A 19,047-nucleotide genomic window follows, 5' to 3' on the forward strand; every position below is an offset into this window, starting at 1 on the left:
TTTAGGAGTACAATTCTCGTATTGTCAAGTGCCCCGTAAATTGGTTGATTCAAGCATGGTAAATTTGGTGGTAGATACTACTTCTTTTCAAGAAGTAGGGGATGATGATTATAGAGTTAACATATATATGGTTGGTTTCTATAATAATGATAAAGTTGAGTTGTATAGAGGAAGTGTTAAGATTTCTTCGTGTATTGCGACTACTTTTAGTGATGAGTTTATAAATGAGCCTTTCGCAAAATGTAAAGATTTTAGATTGGTTATTGGGAGAAGAAAAAATAGGCAATATAAAATTATTTTCAACGGAGAAAAGATAGCAGTTCCACTAGTATATGGGTATGGTATATTAACAATTGAAATAAATTATGACAGAGTTAAGCGTACGGTACTTAAGTCAAAATTTACATATAGTAATCGGATTTTGCCCAAGCACTTTTGATTGAAAATATGATTATCTAGTTTTCTAATAATCTGTCTCAAATTTTACATAAAACGAAGCCGTCCCCAATTTTTTGAGGCGGCTTCTTGTTTTTTTAAGCTATAGAGAGATGATTTACTCGTTGTCGCTAGTATTGATAGATAAAGATTAGTATATAATAGCTTATTTGAGGTATTGTAGATCGGAAGAGATGTCCTTGATGCAGAGGCAAAGGTTGGGATTATCGTTATGGGTTCAATGGTAAGGAGAATGATAATGAGGTGAAGGGAGGGGCGAGTCAGCAAGATTATCTAGAAGGTAAAAGAGCCTAAAATATATGTAGCGGTTAGACTTCAGTCGGTAAGGTATTCAATATGCGGTAAATAAATTATAAATTATGAAACTTGTGGATTTGGTTCATTATTTTAAAAATGATGGTTCTTATGAGGAGTTTTGTCGTTCTCAATCACTGGAATTAGAATCAGAAGTTATAGAAGTGTATATGGAAAAGCCATTTGATTTAAATAAGGAGATTGCTTTTTTTGAAATTGAGAAAACAGAAGGCAAGGTTGAATACCATTTTAAAGAGATGAAATATTTTAATCTGTTTGATTTTTATTATTTTTTAGATACGATTGAAGAGTCAAAAAATAGTGAGAATAAAACGTTGACTGATATCCAAATAGCTAATGTGTTATTGACATATGGAAGAGATGACGCATAAGGTTTTAATTTTATTTTAGGTGCAAAGTTTTTAATGCAATAAATCTCTAGTTACTAAGGCTGGATTTTTATCTATTGAGAAATACTTTTGGTAGTTACTTACCTACAGCCTTAAATAACGTATTTAGCTCATGGGGATCTGCTTATGGAGTCGGAGGGAATCGAACCCATGTCCAGGCTATCGGTCGTCATGGGCATGTATAAACATAAAGCATACTTGAATGCCTGGAGATTACGAGTTCGATGCCAGTTTTTTCTACAGGTTTTTTTAATGCATAATTAAATATTTAAAAATGAATGGGCTGGCGACTAAACCATTAAATGGTGGAAGTACAGAGATTACATCGGATACTAGATAATGGTGTCAGATTTAACACAAGAAGGATATTTACCTATAAAAACAGTCTATGATAAATGGATGGACAAAGTTGTGGAAGGGAAAGTGTCAACTGATAACTATAAATTATTAGATAAGGCGTTGAAGAAGATAAGATATACTAAATACTAAAAACAAAAATTGAGAATAGAGAGTACTTAACCGATAAACACTGTATTAGATGGAAAATCAACTGCAGGAGATTGAAAATGAGATAATAATAAAACAGAAGATTATTTGTGAACAATATGGAGCTTTATATGTGCCGTCATCCTTTGATAAAATAATCGGTGTGGCAATAGAAACTTTAGGTAATAGAGCGAAAATGCCTATAAATGGATTAAGACATCCTATTGAGTCTGTTCAATCAACCAATTGGTACATATGGGGCGGCGAATACTCAGAAGTAAATGATTTTTTTAAGCCAGTGCATACCAGCCATTTATTGGAGCTATGCCCTCAGGCACTGCGCTATTTAGGCTTGCCGCCTGGATGGCGGTTTTTGTTTGATGACAAGCAATATGAGGACGTTTGGTATGATGAGGGCTTATTGTTTTCGTCGCTTATTCCTTAACGATATTCTGTTGATACTTCACCTTGATAAGCAATAATAATAACATGAAATAAGATGAGTTATTAAGTAGTGTTGTAGAGGCAAATAACCTTAGTCTGGTTAAAGATCTAATAGGTGACGGACATAATATTAATGAGAAAGATAAATATGGATACTCAGCATTACACGTAGCGAAAGCATCAATAAACCAACTGTGAAATTTAAAATAAATGAAATTTTACATGTTTTCAAACATGGATTAGCCTGTTTAGATATTTCAATTGGAATGTTACTTAAGGAATTACAGAACATATACGGGTTTGCGGATGAAGTAATTGGAGATTCGAATGCAGGATATTTAAGGTATAGCGATATAAGAATAGGATACTTTGGTGACTACATCGATGAAGTCGCTATAACATTTGACAAAGATCCCCATTTTAAAATTGAGATAGAAGGACTGGAGGATCTTAAACATGTTGATAGAGAGATGAAGATGAATCAGTTTATACATATCTTAAATTATGCTGGTCTGCGTTGGTCTTCAAAATACCGGGATAATCATCTTGACTATGTTTCGATTGGTGTGGAAGAGGGGAGTGATGTTTTATTTGACCTTGAAACGGGACGTATCATGAGGATCGCGCTTCTCGAGGGAGAAATCCGTCAAAATCATGTATAATATAGTTGTTAACGACGAATATATATACCTGTTCTAAAGCAATTGGTAAACTGTTGTCTTAATATTAAAGTAAATAATAGATGAATGCTGTCGGGTTTTTTAAAACACATCATCCTGATGTTAAATGTTCCAAGGATATTAACGATTTTTTCTCCAATGAAGCAATAAACGAAGTTGAGTTGTCTATGATCGTAAGTTATTTGGAGAAAGGTGTGCCTGTCATTAGTCTTATATCTGATTTGTATGAGGAAGGCGAAAGAATTGGACCTAATATTATCTATTCAGATGGTCTTTGGATATGGCCTTCCTACTATAGCGTTTATTTAAAGAAATACCCCCGGTTAACTATCCCGGATGAATTTATACAACATGTAAAGTTGAATAAAGATAAGCCTTTGGGCTTAAGCCTGATAGAAAGGAAGTATACGCAATATTTGCTGACTAAGTTGTTATACATTAGATTGGCAACGGGTTTTAAATTGCCGGAAGATGTTGATGAGATGGTAAATATCAGGGGAGAAGTTATTCAATGCTATTAGTCTAAATCAGAAAATTTATACGCTATGGAGACTCCTGGTTAATCAATTTCTGTACTGAATGCCCAAATGTTCCGCGATCGCACACCCTTATAATGCTGTTGAGTTGACAAAAAATTAACCAGAAACACCTGAAATGATAATATCGAATAGAAGTGAAGCTGTAACCCTGTCTTCTTTTCTAAAAAAGCCGGCTTTAAGCGATGAGGGTAGATTGGAAAGGCAGAGACATATTAAAAACAAAAGAAAATGAAGCATTATCCGCTTAAGTGTCATAACGGTTGGGTTTATTTAGATGCTATTATCTCGATCGTTACAGGGCATGGAAAAATTCAATTGAAATTCGATACACAGGAAATTCATATTGAGCTTGAAGAAGACTACCCGTTTTTTGCACTGACAGCCTTAAGGCGCATACTTGAGCCACAAGGGATTAAGATTTTGTGTAAGGGCTCCAGGTTAGATGTTTATCCTTCAAGTTTCATGGCGTACAGTTTTAAAGCATATAAACTAGTGATGGGAAAACCAGGTGCCAGAGAAGATTTATGTTTGATTTTTGATCCAACCGATGATCTGAACATGATAGCAACTATTGATGAGCAATGGGAATATTGGCTTAAATGGCAGAGGAGTTTTTCAGAAGCGCCTACGAAGGAATAGCTGCATTCAGTCCTTGTATTTGTATCTGTAGAAAGTCATCGATGAGAATGTTTAAAGTAACTTCAAAGATTGCTGGTTTGTCCAAAGGATATGAAAGCGTCGAAACGCAGCGCTAATGAAAAGAAACCACTAAGACATCTTATGACACAACATTTAAAAAGATGAAATAATATATGAAAGAGTTGGAGATTTTCGTTTTATATGAAAAGATGGGTGGTGCCGTAGTCCCTCTCATTGATTTGATCGAGGATAGAAATATGATGGATATTGAAGACTATGAAATAGATAGATTTTGGGGTTCATCAGGTGGGATACGAATAGTGCTTGACGGTTATTGTGTTATTTTTGATTCAGTGGACTTTCACTATTTATTTAAATGCATTAACTTTTTGCTTCACAGCCTCTTCTTGGTCCATGGGAAGGATGCATCCGGAATATTTCCTATTGACGAAAATCACCCTGATGATGTAATAGTTAAAACCACTGGAGGAAATGTGCTACACCTCAAAAATTTGAGTAGAGAGGATTTTTCGATTAGTTATAAACGAAGTGATACATTTAATTCAAGACGAAGAGGTGAACGCTTTTTTGAAGAGATAATAATTAATAAGGATGTATGGAAATCATCGGCTGGAATAGCTTTAGATGAGTATTTTTCGATTTTGCTTAGTATCATAAATAATTCGTCAAATGCATCCGGAATTCGGACTGCTATGGAGTTTTATCATTATTGGCTGGAAGTGAAGTAGGGATGATCCCCAGAAAAATGAAAATGGAATATAGGTTCAATAAAAAGTTTGTCGAGTTTGGTGGCGATTATCAGCTGGAAAGAGAGGAAGAATGTAAACTGCCAATTTCTCTCTTAGGTCAGTCGATCGTTCTCTTTGACAATTGTTACTTTTATGAGTCGTTAGTAAACGATATTGCATATTCTGACTATTTCATAGATGCCACAGGGAATGAATGTTTTTTTAATAAAATACACATAGAGGACTATTTGGATGAACGTGATTCTGACAAGCTGCTAGATTATGGGATCTCATATGCTAAACATCTATCAAAAAAGCTAGCGCAACTAAATGAAGGGGAATTTAACGTGATTCTCTCATACGACGAAGAAACCTGTACGATTCGCTTTCATAAATGCAGGGAAGGTGAGGAGTATCTTGCTCAGGACCTTGAAACATATCTTTTAGATGCTGTACTTGTCATTACAAATTAGTGGTGCTTACTATCTGGACACTAGTCAGACATTCATCAGTTTTCAGTAGGCACAGCGAGCTTTCACTTCTTACCATAGATCAATTTTTCTCGCTAAAGGGTCATTTATGTTTGCATAAGAAAATCAATGAGCAAACATAAATGTGCATGCTATGCTAAACTTTCAGTTTAAGAATCCTACCAAAATATTGTTTGGCAAAGGGCAGTTGTCAAATCTTGCACAGCTGATACCTGCTGCCGCGAAGGTCCTGATGATTTACGGTGGAGGGAGTATCTTCAGAAATGGAATATACGATTCGGTTAAAAATGCATTATCCGGTCATACTGTAATTGAGTTCGGAGGTATTACTGCCAATCCCGAATATGAAGTATTACTAAAGGCAGTTGATATTATTAAGTCCGAAAAGATCACCTATCTACTTGGTGTAGGCGGCGGATCAGTAATAGATGGGACCAAGTTCCTGTCAATAGCCAGCTGCTATGAGGGAACAAACCCATGGGATATTTTATCTAAAAAACTAGTACCGGAACGTAACATACCTTTTGGAACTGTCCTGACCCTGCCAGGTACAGGCTCAGAAATGAATCCAAGAGCAGTCATCACCCGATCCGAAACCCATGAAAAGCTTTCCATAAAGGACGATCATCTCTTTCCTGTTTTTTCCATACTCGATCCTTCCGTCATTCGCTCTGTGCCCAGAAATCAGCTGGCCAATGGTCTGGCGGATTCATTTATGCATGTACTTGAGCAGTATTTAACTTATCCCGTCGGGGCCTTACTGCAGGACCGGTTTGCTGAAAGTATTCTCCAGACAATAATAAATGTTGCTCCGCAGATCATGTCAGATGCATCCAATTATGAGGCTGCGTGCGATTTTATCTGGAGCAGTACCCTGGCATTAAATGATCTGATTGCACAGGGAGTGCCTTCCGACTGGACCATCCATAAGATCGGTCACGAATTGACTGCGATCCATCATATCGATCATGCACGGACACTGGCTATTTTAGCTGGTAGCTATTATCGCTACACTTTTGAAGCGAAGAAAGAAAAGCTTGCCCAATATGCAGCAAGTGTATGGCATGTCAGACAGGGAACGATAGAGGAAATGGCTTCAGAGGCAATAGAACATACAGTGGCCTTTTTTCATTCCCTTGATATCCAGACACAATTATCAATGTACACATCAGACTATCAGGCTACGGCAGCAACTATTGCAGAAACCTTTGAGCAGAGAGGATGGACCGCTCTTGGTGAAAGAAATAATATAACTCCGGCGGATGTGCTGGAGATAGTTAAGCAGTCATACTAAATATACCTTACTATAAATGCATTTTACCCTGGTATACTGAATGTCTTTTAAACTCACAAACATTATCCAATAAAAAAAATTCAACTCTATAATCCAAACAAATGAAAACAAATAATGCTTCTTTCAAGAATGTTGCGGTTAGCGTAACGATGCTTCTCGTACTTATACTTACCGCTTTTACCAGTCGCGGCCAGAATGCTTCATTGCAACCAACTCATCCCAAACCAACGATTGTATTGGTGCATGGTGCCTGGGCTGATGGTTCATCATGGAATAAGGTTATACCAATCCTGCAAAAACAAGGTTATGAAACTATCGCCGTCCAGAATCCGCTAACCTCTCTGGCAGATGATGTCGCAGCCGTAAAACGTGTTTTGGCAGAAGTGTCCGGAGATGTGATACTTGTAGGACATTCCTGGGCTGGTACCGTGATCACTGAAATGGGAAATGACCCTAAAGTAAAAGCGCTGGTCTATGTGGCCGCATTCGCGCCGGATCTGGGGGAAAGTATCGCCAGTATCAGCAAAGACGGCTATGAGCTTAAAAAGTACCCACAATCACCTGTGAAGGATAATGACCGGATTGTCAGTGATGGTTTTATCCGGTTGAAAGAGGCTACAGTTTTGAAATATTTTGCACAGGACCTGCCGGCTTCAGAGGCTAAGTTGATTGCGGCTACGCAAGGTAGGTTCCATGTAAGTACCATCACTGCAACTGTATCAAACCTTGCCTGGAAAAATAAGCCTTGTTATTATATTGTTGCAGATGCGGATCAGATAATACCTCCGCAGATTGAAGCTTATATGGCGAAGAGAATAAATGCTAAAACATATCATATCGCAGGTAGCCATGCCATTATGCTTTCTCAACCTAAAAAGGTAACGGAGGTGATAGTTGCCGCTGCGAAATAAATGGGCTTTATATATTATCTAAATGCTATAGTTAAATGAATCAAAAGAGTATTTATTTAAGATGGACAATAGAGATTTTACGAATAATAGACGGCTGTATCATAATAGATACAGCCGTTTGCGGTAATTTCCAAAGTAGCCTTTATAAAAAAATAAGAGGCCGTATAACCATCGTTACGACCTCTTACCAATAACGAGCATCACACTCACCTCCCTGGCTTAAACCGCTCCGCCTGCGCAGTTAACTCCTGATAAACAATTTCCATAATTTTCTCCTTTTCAGCATTACTGATAGAACTAGAACCTACCTTATCATACCTGATCTTTCTATAAAACGTAGGCGTACTCCAGTTGCATTCCTGGCAGATACGATCACGTATGATGATAGGTAAATGCGTCATTAACGGGTGAACCGTTTTCAATAAGTTGCTGTTGTCGCTACTTACTTCCAGATAGTTAAAATTTTGCATTACAGTGTGCTTACCCATACCCTAAATCTATTTTTTACGAATGAATGTTTAATTCCAATAGTCACTGGCTTTTGCGACGCCTGAAGCGCCATAAGCATATTATTTAGGGAGTAAAAAAACTGTGCGGGGAAAGAGATGTAGATAATCGGTGTGAATGACCGAATCATACTCAAATATAATCAAAATATTTGAAAACAAAGTTTTCGTATTTGAAATCTAAGTATAAATATTTGAATAATTAGTATTTCATTGACATCTATGATGTTTCTTCTATCTTTTCGAAGATTAAATAGATCCGATGGCAAAGACTTACGAACAGCTATATAGCGAATTAACTAAAACAGAAGAAGGTAAGCATAAACTCACCGTAATACACAATGCGCTTTTAGGCGGTACTTTAGATAATTTTGACCAGCTGTTTGCCATTATTCCCAAAAGTACAATTCAAATACTTCTAGGTACATCATTTTATGCATTCCCCAAAAAAGTCGCAAGCCCCGGAACGTTCACCCTTGAAGAAATAGATTTTTTAGCATCTCTTTTTAAAGTTGATTTTGATGTAATGATCGCGTTCTTCCGCAAGGCACAGAAAAGTAAGTCGAAAAGGAAAGCTTAGTAATAAAATTCACGTAAAACCCGCAACCCCAAATCTCCTAATTTTGCCAAAAAAACACTATGGCAGAAACAAACAATCCCTTATTCACCGGGATAAAGGTGAGCAAACAATTATCTGACAAGAAATTTGTCATCAGAAGAAGAAAGGGTAAATACTTCTTAAGCAAGTACCCCGACATGAGCAATGTCAAACCATCGCCGCTGCAAATGCAGGGAAAATCTCGCTTTGCTCAGGCCGTGAAGTATGCGCAGGAAATTGTAAAGGACCCCGTACGTAAAGCCGCTTATAAAGCACATCCGGGTTCCTCCGTTTACCACAGCGCTATTAAGGATTATATGCAGCAATAATCCATTTCATGTAGCAGGTGCGCCCCCTGCTCATGATATCCCACCCCAACCACTCTTTCCTGAAATTTCCCCGGCTATTATAGTCAATATCCCACTGAAGACCCTACGCAGTACAGTACATTTCCCCTTATGTTATCCACTTGATAGTCAGGTAATACTTACTATACCTTAGTGCTGCCTTGCCATCGTAACACTAACGCAGACTAAGTATATCCGGACTCTTTTCATACGGAAACCTCTTGGCTAAACGCCTATTTTTCATTAACTTGTATACTGTTAATCTACAGTTACCACATATGGTACACATTCATTTTTAAATCAAAAATTATATGAAAAACTTCCCTACCAAGACCATTGTTATTAGTCCCGTTACTACCCAATTTCTCCTATCCCTTCTCTCCCTACTCCAGGTCCTACCAGCCCGACTTAGTGGCTTACTACCACTCACACTGCATTATTCCATTCATTCATTCATTTTAGTTAACCGATTTGCTATATCCCATGGAACAACCTTTTTTAATTATCACAAAGGACGGCAGCCGGAAGGTGGTTTCCCCCAGGGAGATCGTTTATGTCACGGTCGACGCTAATTATATAAAACTGAAGCTTGTTAACAACCGCACTATACCTGCCCGATACAGTCTTACCGAATTCAAAGAACACCTTCCTTCTCAAGATTTCATCCGTACACACAGGAATTACATCGTCTCTATCCAGCACATTGACAGTGTTGGAAGGGATATTTCTGTTGAAATAGATGGCGTGAAAACGAAAGAAGGGGAGATTACTATGAAGAATGGTGATGTCGTGCCTTTAAGCGAACGCCGTAAAAAAGACGTTTTCGCCTGTTTTAAGCAATTATGACCATACGCTCATAACAGGAATGCAGACGCTCGTGAAAACTTTCCCTGCGTCCGTATACATTGCCCGAAAGTGAGCCGGAATCCTTGCTAATATTGTCTCAGCAATCGCAATCAACGGTACTGCGCCTGCAACAGGAGAGGGGCGCCTCCGGTTGCGACCAATGATCGGGGTTGCAAAGGACAATCTATTTTTTATCTAAAAATGTAAAACAATGGCAATCGTAAAGGATAACATTTTCACCAGCGGTGTATCCGGTACCATCGGAAAGAAAATGACACTGCGTATACGTAGAGGAAAAACGATTGTAGGTGTCAAACGCGGACCAAACAGTCTGCCGCCTACAGAAGAACAACTGGCAGTACAGAACAAATTTACAGACGCAGCAACGTTCGCAAAGAACGCCATACAGGATCCCGTGTTGAAAGCGGCTTATCAAAAAGCCGCGAAAGGGGGACAGTCTGCCTATAATGCTGCGTTGAGAGATGCTGCTTTACCACCGGTAATAAAGCTGATCGACACCAGCGCATATAAGGGACAGACAGGCGATATCATCACCATCAACGCACACGATGTGTTACCACCGGTGGGAGTGAAGGTGACGGTTTTATCACAGGCCGGCGTCGAATTGGAAAACGGTGACGCATTACCGGATGACCATAAACGTTACTGGAAGTATACCGTAACAGCAGCCAATGCTGCATTGACAGGTACCGTCATTCGTGTAGAAGCAACTGATGTTCCGGGCAACAAAGGCTCCCGCGAGATCACTATTTCTTAAATCAGTAAACAGCATCCCGGTAATGAGCCGGGATGCTCTTAAAAACCTAAAAACAATTATCATGGCAATTAATAACAACAACATACTCCTGATGGGCTTAAGCGGCTCTATCGGTGATCAGCTGACCATCCGCCAGGTAAACGGTAAGACAATTGTAGGAAGGAAAAGAGGGAAGAGTACGACACCGCCTACCCGAAAACAAACAGCCGTATTGGAACGCTTCAGAATTGCAACAAAACTGGCGACAGCTACATGGAAAAATCCGGAGAAGAAAGGCATCTACCAGGAGATCGCAAAGAAACGTAAAAAGAACGCCTATGCCCTGTTGTGTAAAGACGCACATTCAATCCCCGAGATCCGGGACATTTTTACTAACCATTATAAAGGAGAAGTGGGAAATGTTATCTACATACAGGCAAGAGATGTTGTGCAACTCGATTCAGTGGAAGTAGTGATCATCGCAACAGATAATACCGTGCTGGAAACAGGAAGGGCGATCGCTCAAAGCACCGAATGGGCATACACCTGCAAAGCCGCTAACAGCAGTCTGCCAGGTACCCGTATCGTGATCGCCGCCAACGATATTCCAGGCAATCAGATTACCCGCGATTTCTTACTTATATAAGTAAATTTCTCCACTGAATCGTTAGTGAAAATGTCCGGATTTTTTGTCCCGGGCATTTTGCTTTTCCCACCAGGAGCCTGATTCCAAATCATCTGCACATTACAGATTAAACAAACACGAAAAATTACTCATACAATAAAAAGAATATTCGTACCTTTATAGCTGAGTCTGTAGGTCGGACTTAACATCCCTAAAAACTAATTGATTTTACCTATGAGTTATATCCTGATGCAGGGTACTTCCAACTCCAAGATTGAAAAAATAGAGTTGCATGACTGCCCTAAATGTAAACACGGGTCACTGGAAGATAGATTGCCTCGTGGTTTCTTCGCTAAATATGTCCTGGGATTTTTACCGCTGCGTAAGTACATGTGTTACTCTTGTCTGAAGACAACCTATGTATTACACAGTCCTAAGAAACAACAGGTACGTGTTGAAACACCTAGACCAATCGTAAGACCCAAACCTGTGGCCATACCGGCACACTAACTGTGGAATAACGTAAAAACATATATTTTTTTGTAGTAAAGATTACCCGATGCGATTAACGGCATCGGGTATTTTTTTTTCAGATTATCTGTACGATTCATAATTACAGAAAATCGAATTTGTATAATTTCATATTTGTTACTCCTTTTCCTTTAAATATAATGGCTGAGCTTCCCCATTTCAGAATTTTAAAACAAACGTATCTTCCTATTTGTTATCAAATGCAGTGGAATAGGAAAAATGGTGTCGCCCGACTTTGGTATAGTGTTTGTTTCAACTGTCTTCACTGAACATCAGGATCGCAAGCATAACTTTAAAGTCTTTTAAAAACATCTTTAGAGTAATACCAAACAGGTCAACTGACATGCCATGAAAGACGCTTTGCATCATGTTAATACTTTTATGTTTCTAAGAAGAGCCCACGTTAAAGGCTGTCATCATTCCACCATAACGATGTGTTTGGATATATGTGTTTTGTGATATGATAATGTAATGCTGCGTACTTATACGCAATGTTAGATTATGCTTATTTGTTGCTTCCACGAAATTTGAAAAATAGTTATACCACCAAAAGCTTGGAGATACACAGTATAGAAGAATTATGAAAAACAAGGCAGTTCTAATATGATGGAATATTGATATTAGAGATAAAAACATTGGTTAAACTCATCTGTAAATTGGATAAAATTTAAACTTATGTATTTATTTTGCACGCAGGTTAAGACATAATCCACTGAAAAACATATTGTTTAGAGATTCCGAAAGTTGTTGAAAAACATTGATACAAGTTTTAACCTTATCTAATTAAACTGATGACTAAGAGATCATGGATTACCCCGTCCTGGCTGATTTTGTTATTAGACCTCGGGTGTTCGATTGTTGCAATGAGCTTATCTTTTTTACTAAGGCTTAACTTCAACCTCGAAGACTTTGGTCGATACCCCATGCAGGATATTGTTATTGTTGTTGTGAGTGTGAACTTATTACTGTCACTACTGTTTCGTACATACACCGGTATCGTACGTTATACAAGTATGGCTGATATAGGCCGCATCTCTTGTGTGAGCCTTATCAGCGCTGTGATATACTATTATATCAACGTCGCTGCCGTCGCTTATACGACAGAAAACATGTTCCCGCTCTCTGTCATTGCTATCAACTTCTTTATCAATACCTGTTTCCTCCTTTCCTACAGACTCTTTGTCAAATGGGCCTTCCGCTACTATAGCAGATATGGTGTCATTAATAAAACAAAGGCTGTTATATATAATGCAGGTCATTCCGGACTCGTCGTTCGTAAAGCCATTAACGAAGATCAGACAGGTAGTATACGCATCGCCGGATTCATGGATGATAAATTAACCCGCGCGGGCAAACGCCTGGATGGATTACCCATCTTCGCCACTTCCAGAAGATCACTCGAAAGACTTGTCAAACAGGAGAAAATCAAGCTGCTCATCGTGGCTGATGAAACACCCGATACGCAGATCCTGAACGAGCTCGTTGACAATTGCTTTGCCTTAAATATAAAAGTACAAAAGGTGCTGCCGGTCGATAAATGGATCAATGCAGGCTGGAGCCCCGCAAAACTACAGGACATCAGGATCGAAGACCTCCTCGACAGATCAGTGATCAGTATTAACAATGAACAGGTATCACGGGAGAATAAAGGGAAGTCTATACTCGTCACCGGCGCCGCTGGTTCCATCGGTAGCGAACTCGTAAGACAACTCGCTAAACTCGAACCTTCCGTTATCCTGCTCTGTGATAAGGCAGAATCGCCACTCCATGAACTTGAACTGGAAATGGCTGAGCTGTGTCCTGCAACAACCATCGTACCCTACATCGCCAATATATGCGACAGAATCCGTATGCAGCAACTGTTTGAAGTATACGAACCCTCTGTTGTCTATCACGCCGCTGCCTATAAACATGTGCCAATGATGGAGAAAAATCCTTCCGTAGCCGTGTTGAACAATGTACTGGGCACCAAGCTGCTCGCTGAGTTGTCTGTGGAGTTTGGCGTCGAAAAATTTGTAATGATCTCCACCGATAAAGCGGTCAACCCCACCAACGTGATGGGCGCCTCTAAACGAATCGCTGAGATCTTCACACAATCTTATAATACACACGTCAATCGTCAGTATAAAAAATCTAACTCCGGATATAATCCCGCACCCACCCGGTTCATCACCACCAGGTTTGGAAACGTGCTGGGTTCAAACGGCTCCGTGATCCCCCGCTTCAAACATCAGTTGGAGAAAGGTGGTCCGCTTACCGTTACCCATCCGGATATCACCCGTTACTTCATGACAATCCCCGAAGCTTGTCAGCTGGTACTGGAAGCCGGCGCCATGGGACAGGGAGGGGAGATCTTTGTCTTCGATATGGGACAACCGGTGAAGATCGCCGAACTGGCGTGTAAGATGATCCGCATGAGCGGCAGAGAACCTGGCATAGACATACAGATCGTATATACAGGTCTGCGGCCAGGTGAGAAACTGTATGAAGAACTGCTCAATACAGCAGAAAATACGCTGAGTACCTACCATGAAAAGATACTGATTGCAAGGGTACGTGAATATGATTTTGTTGAGGTAAACGACCATATTGAAAAACTGATCGCTTCTGCCCAGAAGCACTACATCACCCCAACCGTTGTGTTGATGAAACAATTGGTGCCGGAATTCATTAGTAAAAATTCTGCATACGAACAGTTGGACAAGGATATAATCAAGTTGTAATCCATCTATAAACAAAAGCGCCTGCGACATAGATTATACTATGAGCGTGGAGGTACGTTATTTAAACAGATATTTTTCTAATGAGACTCAGTAATTGCGAAATCAATTTCAGTAATCCCTTTTTTCTGTTACGCTTGTTTGTATCAGCTATCTCCCTGTTTACGTTTATGTCGTGCTCAACACCAAAGAATGTGACCTACTTCAGAGACATTCCTGATACGGTGCTGAGAAGATCCATTGACCAGGCGCCTTATTATACGCCCGAAATACAGGTAGATGATATCCTGCAGGTAACTATCCAGACCCTCGATCCGGCGTCAACTGCCATGCTGAATCAGACAAATACCGCCTCCTGGCCTGTTACCGGAACCAGCGGAACGCAACCAGCTAGTAATACAGCGGCTTCCAATGTAAGCGGTTTCCTGGTAGATAAAGATGGGTACGTCGTACTGCCCCTCATCGGAAAGGTTCTCGTGAAAGGAAAAACCACTGATAAAGTAAGAGATGATATCCGCGCAAAAGCCTCGGAATACTATAAAGATCCTGTTGTGAATGTTCGGTTTGCAAACTTTAAGATCACCGTACTGGGAGAGGTAACACGCCCCTCCACGTACATCGTGCCTAATGAGAAAGTCACCCTGCTCGATGCGATCGGTATGGCAGGCGACCTCACCATTTACGGTAAAAGAGAAAATGTGATGCTCATCAGAGATGCGGGCGCCAAAAAGGAGTTCGTTCGCTTCAACCTGAACGACAGCAGAATATTTACTTCCCCCTATTTCTATCTGCGGCAGGGAGATGTTGTATACGTTGAGCCAGATAAGAACAAGGTGTCAGGGACAGATACGAATTCGGTGAAACGGATCGCCGTTATCACGTCAGTACTGACGCTGCTGGTAGTTGTGATTTCAAGGATCAATTTCTAAATTTTTATCACTGTTTCATATGATGAACGATATTCATAAAAACGGAGCCTTCAGAAATAATCAAGCATCATCAGCTGAGTTCGAGAACGAAGAAGAAGGTCTCGACCTCAGAAAGGTAGTCGATAAGATGATCAGATACTGGTACCTCTTCGTGATCTGTATCATAGCCGGTATCGCATGCGCTGTCCTCTATATGCGCTACGCTACACCAAGCTATAAGATCAGCGCCAAAGTACTTGTACAGGATGATAAAAAGAACGGTAATGTGCCCGGCGCCGAAATTCTGGAACAGCTGGAAATGTTTTCCAGTAAAAGTAACGTGGACAATGAAGTCGAAATCCTCAAGTCCCGCTCGCTTATGGAAAAAGTAGTCCGCGACCTCGACCTGAACGTTAGCTACTTCGTAGAAGGCCGCGTCAAGAAAACAGAACAGTTCCTCCGCCTGCCATTCAAGTTTAAATGGCTATACCTCAAAGATACCCTGGAACAGTCGAGTTATGTAGTCAAAATACTTGACAATAATAAACTCAGCCTCACCACCAAAGGAATTCACAGGGAAGCTGCCTGGAATGATACCTTCCACCTACCGGAAGGCATCGTGAAACTGGAACGCAATGAATTCTATCCCATCCAGAATAAGGAATATCAGATCAGAGTCACTTCCTTCGATTATGCTGTCGGCCTTTACCAGAAATTGCTGGACATCAGCATCCCAAATAAACAGGCCAGCACCATCAACCTGGTACTGACGAATGCCATCCCGGAAAAAGGTGAACTGATACTCAATAAACTGCTCCAGACTTACCTCAGCGCCAGCGTTGAAGACAAGAACAGGATCGTGGACAGTACCATCTCTTTCATCGATAACAGACTTGGGATCGTCACCCGTGAACTGTCCAGCGTTGAAAAGGATATTGAACAGTTTAAACAATCCAATCAGTTGGCCAACCTGGATGAACAATCCAAACTGCTTGTTTCCAATACAGGCGACTACATGAAACAGCTCACCGAACAGCAGGTAAGAATGAATGTGGTTGAGTCGCTGGAACAATACATGCGGGACGAACAGAATGCCAGAAGGGTCGTACCGTCCTCTCTCATCGTACAGGATCCTACCTTCCTGGGTATCGTAGAAAAATATAACGCACTGCTTCTCGAAAGGGAAAGAATGCTGATGTCCAATACAGAGTCCAACCCCGTTGTGAAGAATATGGACCTGCAGCTGAGCGGTCTGCGGGCAGACCTGCGGAACAACCTTGCTTCCCTTAAACAGGGGATACAGGTCAGTATCGACCAACTGGAACGCAATAATGGCCAAATCAGCCAGAAAATCCGGGAGGTACCTGGTAAAGAACGCATCTTCCTCGATTATTCCCGTCAGCAGGCAGTAAAACAGGAGCTCTATCTGTTTCTGCTTAAAAAGCGCGAAGAATCGGCGATCTCTAAGTCTTCCAATATAGCAGTCGCGAGAGTAATAGATGCCGGTAAAAGCGATCCTGTGCCCTTTAAACCGAAAGGCTCTGTTATTTACATCATTGGCTTTATTGCCGGTCTGGTGGCGCCAACACTGTGGATCTACCTCCAGGGCCTGCTGGGACGCCGTATCAGCAATAAACAGGATATCCTCAACAATACGCCGGTGCCTATTCTGGCGGAAATCGGGCATAACAGGGACAAAGACATCATCGTGGTGGGCCGCGAATCCAGAACGCCGATCGCAGAGCAGTTCAGGGCTATCCGAACCAACCTCCAGTTTATTCTTTCCAATGAAGGGGATAAAGTGGTCATGCTGACCTCCAGCATGAGCGGTGAAGGTAAATCATTCGTAGCGACCAACCTGGCAGCCGTACTGTCCTTATCAGGCAAAAAAGTACTGCTCATGGAAATGGACCTCCGCAAACCCAAGATCTCGCAGATGCTGAATAATAATAATTCTATTGGTTTCAGCACCTACGTGATCGGTAAAAGTACCCTCGAAGAGATCATCAAGCCTTCAGGCGTCAGTGATAAACTCTGGCTGATCCCTTCCGGTCCCATACCACCCAACCCGGCAGAACTGCTGCTCATGGATAAAACACAGAAGCTGTTCAGTCACCTGCGTACCCTCTTTGATTATATCATCGTGGATACCGCGCCGATCGGTCTCGTAACAGACGCACAGCTGCTCGGACGTTTTGCAGATGCTACCCTCTATCTCGTAAGACAGGGTTTCACCTACAAACAACAGCTTACTATTACCAAAGACCTGTATCAGCATAGGAAAATGCCAAAGATCAATCTGATCGTGAATGACGTGAAAACCGGCGCCGGATACGGTTATGGTTACGGATATGGCTATGGATACGGTTATGGATATGGTAACGATCAGCCGGGCAAAGGGATTTTCAGGAGAGTCAGAAAGCCGGTTACAAAATAATCGGAGCTGCAGCTGCACTGCTTACACTAATAACGGAATGTAGAAAATGTCATCAGGGATAAGTCAAAACGAAAAATCAGATACGGTAGCCAGCGCCAGTATAGCCGTCATAGGCCTGGGGTATGTCGGTTTGCCCCTGGCGATCGAATTTGCAAAAAAGTACCGCACACTCGGTTTTGATATCAACGAAGTGAGAGTACGGGAACTGACAGTGGGTAAAGACAGGACGAGAGAAGCCAATATAGAGGAACTGAAGCGGGTAACCGCTGCTGCTGCCGGATCATCAGGAACAGGACTGACACTGTCTGCTGTAAAGAATGACCTGCATGCCTGCAACATTTTCATCGTCACCGTCCCGACACCGATAGATGCGTTTAAAGCGCCCGACCTGGGTCCGCTGTTAAAAGCGTCTGAAATGCTGGGTAACGTGCTGAAACCGGGCGATATCGTGATCTATGAGTCCACTGTATACCCTGGTTGCACAGAAGAAGATTGTGTGCCGGTACTGGAGAAAACCTCCGGATTGACATTCAATAAGGACTTCTTCGCCGGTTATTCGCCGGAAAGGATCAATCCGGGCGATAAGGTGAATACCCTGACCCGCATCAAAAAAGTGACCAGCGGGTCTACGCCGGAAATCGCAGATAAAGTAGATGCATTGTATCGCTCCATCATTGAAGCCGGCACGCACAAGGCATCCTCTATCAAAGTGGCAGAGGCTTCCAAAGCCATCGAAAATGCCCAGCGCGACGTTAACATCTCTTTTGTCAACGAACTGGCACTCATCTTCGACCGCATAGGAATCGACACCAGCGATGTCATCGAAGCGGCAGGTACCAAGTGGAACTTCCTCAGGTATAAACCCGGACTGGTAGGTGGTCACTGCATCGGCGTTGATCCTTACTACCTGGCGCATAAAGCACAGGCACTTGGTTATAATCCGCAGGTGATCCTCTCAGGCCGCAGGGTGAACGACACCGTAGGGAATTTTGTGGCCAATAAGGTGGTGAAACTGATGATAGAGAAAGACCATAAGATCAAAGGCTCCCGGGCCCTGATCATGGGCATCACCTTTAAGGAGAATTGTCCGGATGTACGCAATACCCGCGTGGTCGATATCTACGGAGAATTGATACAGTTCGGGCTCGAAGTAGATATCTACGATCCCTGGGCAGATGTGGAAGAGGTCAGAAACGTCTATGAAGTGGATGTGCAGAACGAACTGGATCAGACGGTGAGCTATGACGCCATCATCGTAGCGGTTGCACATGATGAGTTTCTGACGCTGGACTACGGGAAGATCAAAAGCGATAACGCCGTCATTTTCGATACACGCTCCTGTCTGGACAGGAATCTGGTAGATGCCAGGCTATAACCGG

20 protein-coding genes and 1 pseudogene are annotated in these 19,047 nt (G+C 41.4%); all 21 read left to right on the top strand.

What is annotated here, in order from left to right; genetic code table 11:
- Positions 1-55: 55 nt before the first annotated feature.
- The 21 genes and pseudogenes from BMZ72_RS03145 (at position 56) to BMZ72_RS03245 (ending at position 19,043) form a co-directional block, all read left to right on the top strand.
- On the top strand, positions 56-439 hold the full coding sequence (locus tag BMZ72_RS03145) for a hypothetical protein (RefSeq protein WP_143087581.1): 384 nt from the start codon (positions 56-58) through the stop codon (positions 437-439).
- A gap of 376 nt (positions 440-815) precedes the next feature.
- A complete protein-coding gene (locus BMZ72_RS03150) occupies positions 816-1,142 on the top strand; it encodes a hypothetical protein (protein ID WP_089805162.1) in 327 nt (108 codons plus the stop codon).
- A 556-nt stretch (positions 1,143-1,698) separates the two neighbouring features.
- Positions 1,699-2,091, top strand: a complete 393-nt coding sequence (locus tag BMZ72_RS03155; RefSeq protein ID WP_089805164.1) for an immunity protein Imm33 domain-containing protein — start codon at positions 1,699-1,701, stop codon at positions 2,089-2,091.
- A gap of 86 nt (positions 2,092-2,177) precedes the next feature.
- Positions 2,178-2,288 (top strand): annotated as a pseudogene (locus tag BMZ72_RS37125) (hypothetical protein); the annotation flags it as partial.
- Positions 2,285-2,752, top strand: coding sequence for a hypothetical protein (locus tag BMZ72_RS03160; protein WP_143087582.1), 468 nt, complete (start codon positions 2,285-2,287; stop codon positions 2,750-2,752). The pseudogene BMZ72_RS37125 and the gene BMZ72_RS03160, both read left to right, overlap by 4 nt.
- A gap of 80 nt (positions 2,753-2,832) precedes the next feature.
- Positions 2,833-3,291, top strand: coding sequence for a hypothetical protein (locus tag BMZ72_RS03165; RefSeq protein ID WP_089805168.1), 459 nt, complete (start codon positions 2,833-2,835; stop codon positions 3,289-3,291).
- 246 nt (positions 3,292-3,537) lie between these two features.
- Positions 3,538-3,948 carry a hypothetical protein gene (locus BMZ72_RS03170; protein ID WP_089805170.1) on the top strand — a complete coding sequence of 137 codons (411 nt, stop codon included), beginning with the start codon at positions 3,538-3,540 and terminating at the stop codon, positions 3,946-3,948.
- 173 nt (positions 3,949-4,121) lie between these two features.
- Positions 4,122-4,697, top strand: a complete 576-nt coding sequence (locus BMZ72_RS03175; protein ID WP_089805172.1) for a hypothetical protein — start codon at positions 4,122-4,124, stop codon at positions 4,695-4,697.
- Positions 4,698-4,714: 17 nt separating this feature from the next.
- A complete protein-coding gene (locus BMZ72_RS03180; RefSeq protein ID WP_143087583.1) occupies positions 4,715-5,170 on the top strand; it encodes a hypothetical protein in 456 nt (151 codons plus the stop codon).
- Between the two features lie 151 nt (positions 5,171-5,321).
- A complete protein-coding gene (locus tag BMZ72_RS03185; RefSeq protein WP_089805176.1) occupies positions 5,322-6,482 on the top strand; it encodes an iron-containing alcohol dehydrogenase in 1,161 nt (386 codons plus the stop codon).
- Between the two features lie 101 nt (positions 6,483-6,583).
- Complete coding sequence (locus tag BMZ72_RS03190; RefSeq protein ID WP_255373087.1) at positions 6,584-7,393, top strand: alpha/beta fold hydrolase; 810 nt, start codon at positions 6,584-6,586, stop codon at positions 7,391-7,393.
- Between the two features lie 768 nt (positions 7,394-8,161).
- On the top strand, positions 8,162-8,479 hold the full coding sequence (locus tag BMZ72_RS03200) for a hypothetical protein (RefSeq protein WP_089805180.1): 318 nt from the start codon (positions 8,162-8,164) through the stop codon (positions 8,477-8,479).
- Between the two features lie 59 nt (positions 8,480-8,538).
- Positions 8,539-8,826 carry a hypothetical protein gene (locus tag BMZ72_RS03205; protein WP_089805182.1) on the top strand — a complete coding sequence of 96 codons (288 nt, stop codon included), beginning with the start codon at positions 8,539-8,541 and terminating at the stop codon, positions 8,824-8,826.
- Positions 8,827-9,327: 501 nt separating this feature from the next.
- A complete protein-coding gene (locus BMZ72_RS03210; RefSeq protein ID WP_089805184.1) occupies positions 9,328-9,690 on the top strand; it encodes a LytR/AlgR family response regulator transcription factor in 363 nt (120 codons plus the stop codon).
- A 211-nt stretch (positions 9,691-9,901) separates the two neighbouring features.
- The gene (locus BMZ72_RS03215) at positions 9,902-10,468 is read left to right on the top strand and encodes a hypothetical protein (RefSeq protein ID WP_089805185.1); all 567 of its coding nucleotides are present in this window, start codon (positions 9,902-9,904) and stop codon (positions 10,466-10,468) included.
- A 61-nt stretch (positions 10,469-10,529) separates the two neighbouring features.
- Positions 10,530-11,093, top strand: coding sequence for a hypothetical protein (locus tag BMZ72_RS03220; RefSeq protein ID WP_089805187.1), 564 nt, complete (start codon positions 10,530-10,532; stop codon positions 11,091-11,093).
- Positions 11,094-11,306: 213 nt separating this feature from the next.
- Entirely contained in the window at positions 11,307-11,582 is a 276-nt protein-coding gene (locus tag BMZ72_RS03225) for a hypothetical protein (RefSeq protein WP_089805189.1), read from the top strand.
- 884 nt (positions 11,583-12,466) lie between these two features.
- A complete protein-coding gene (locus tag BMZ72_RS03230; protein ID WP_255373088.1) occupies positions 12,467-14,326 on the top strand; it encodes a polysaccharide biosynthesis protein in 1,860 nt (619 codons plus the stop codon).
- Positions 14,327-14,406: 80 nt separating this feature from the next.
- Positions 14,407-15,252 carry a polysaccharide biosynthesis/export family protein gene (locus tag BMZ72_RS03235; protein ID WP_089805193.1) on the top strand — a complete coding sequence of 282 codons (846 nt, stop codon included), beginning with the start codon at positions 14,407-14,409 and terminating at the stop codon, positions 15,250-15,252.
- 19 nt (positions 15,253-15,271) lie between these two features.
- A complete protein-coding gene (locus tag BMZ72_RS03240; RefSeq protein WP_089805194.1) occupies positions 15,272-17,668 on the top strand; it encodes a GumC family protein in 2,397 nt (798 codons plus the stop codon).
- Positions 17,669-17,714: 46 nt separating this feature from the next.
- Positions 17,715-19,043 (top strand): nucleotide sugar dehydrogenase, encoded by a 1,329-nt coding sequence (locus BMZ72_RS03245; protein ID WP_089805196.1) that lies wholly within the window; start codon positions 17,715-17,717, stop codon positions 19,041-19,043.
- Positions 19,044-19,047 lie beyond the last annotated feature (4 nt).

The organism is Chitinophaga sp. YR627 (assembly GCF_900114995.1).
Taxonomy (GTDB): domain Bacteria; phylum Bacteroidota; class Bacteroidia; order Chitinophagales; family Chitinophagaceae; genus Chitinophaga.

Excerpts from the sequence above, each read along its gene's own strand:
- BMZ72_RS03225 (WP_089805189.1), top strand. The coding sequence starts at position 11,307 with ATGAGTTATATCCTGATGCAGGGTACTTCCAACTCCAAGATTGAAAAA.
- BMZ72_RS03215 (WP_089805185.1), top strand. The coding sequence starts at position 9,902 with ATGGCAATCGTAAAGGATAACATTTTCACCAGCGGTGTATCCGGTACC.
- BMZ72_RS03240 (WP_089805194.1), top strand. The coding sequence starts at position 15,272 with ATGATGAACGATATTCATAAAAACGGAGCCTTCAGAAATAATCAAGCA.
- BMZ72_RS03245 (WP_089805196.1), top strand. The coding sequence starts at position 17,715 with ATGTCATCAGGGATAAGTCAAAACGAAAAATCAGATACGGTAGCCAGC.
- BMZ72_RS03170 (WP_089805170.1), top strand. The coding sequence starts at position 3,538 with ATGAAGCATTATCCGCTTAAGTGTCATAACGGTTGGGTTTATTTAGAT.
- BMZ72_RS03235 (WP_089805193.1), top strand. The coding sequence starts at position 14,407 with ATGAGACTCAGTAATTGCGAAATCAATTTCAGTAATCCCTTTTTTCTG.
- BMZ72_RS03180 (WP_143087583.1), top strand. The coding sequence starts at position 4,715 with ATGAAAATGGAATATAGGTTCAATAAAAAGTTTGTCGAGTTTGGTGGC.
- BMZ72_RS03165 (WP_089805168.1), top strand. The coding sequence starts at position 2,833 with ATGAATGCTGTCGGGTTTTTTAAAACACATCATCCTGATGTTAAATGT.
- BMZ72_RS03145 (WP_143087581.1), top strand. The coding sequence starts at position 56 with ATGGTAAATTTGGTGGTAGATACTACTTCTTTTCAAGAAGTAGGGGAT.
- BMZ72_RS03230 (WP_255373088.1), top strand. The coding sequence starts at position 12,467 with ATGAGCTTATCTTTTTTACTAAGGCTTAACTTCAACCTCGAAGACTTT.
- BMZ72_RS03205 (WP_089805182.1), top strand. The coding sequence starts at position 8,539 with ATGGCAGAAACAAACAATCCCTTATTCACCGGGATAAAGGTGAGCAAA.
- BMZ72_RS03210 (WP_089805184.1), top strand. The coding sequence starts at position 9,328 with ATGGAACAACCTTTTTTAATTATCACAAAGGACGGCAGCCGGAAGGTG.
- BMZ72_RS03220 (WP_089805187.1), top strand. The coding sequence starts at position 10,530 with ATGGCAATTAATAACAACAACATACTCCTGATGGGCTTAAGCGGCTCT.
- BMZ72_RS03155 (WP_089805164.1), top strand. The coding sequence starts at position 1,699 with ATGGAAAATCAACTGCAGGAGATTGAAAATGAGATAATAATAAAACAG.
- BMZ72_RS03190 (WP_255373087.1), top strand. The coding sequence starts at position 6,584 with ATGAAAACAAATAATGCTTCTTTCAAGAATGTTGCGGTTAGCGTAACG.
- BMZ72_RS03200 (WP_089805180.1), top strand. The coding sequence starts at position 8,162 with ATGGCAAAGACTTACGAACAGCTATATAGCGAATTAACTAAAACAGAA.
- BMZ72_RS03150 (WP_089805162.1), top strand. The coding sequence starts at position 816 with ATGAAACTTGTGGATTTGGTTCATTATTTTAAAAATGATGGTTCTTAT.
- BMZ72_RS03185 (WP_089805176.1), top strand. The coding sequence starts at position 5,322 with ATGCTAAACTTTCAGTTTAAGAATCCTACCAAAATATTGTTTGGCAAA.
- BMZ72_RS03175 (WP_089805172.1), top strand. The coding sequence starts at position 4,122 with ATGAAAGAGTTGGAGATTTTCGTTTTATATGAAAAGATGGGTGGTGCC.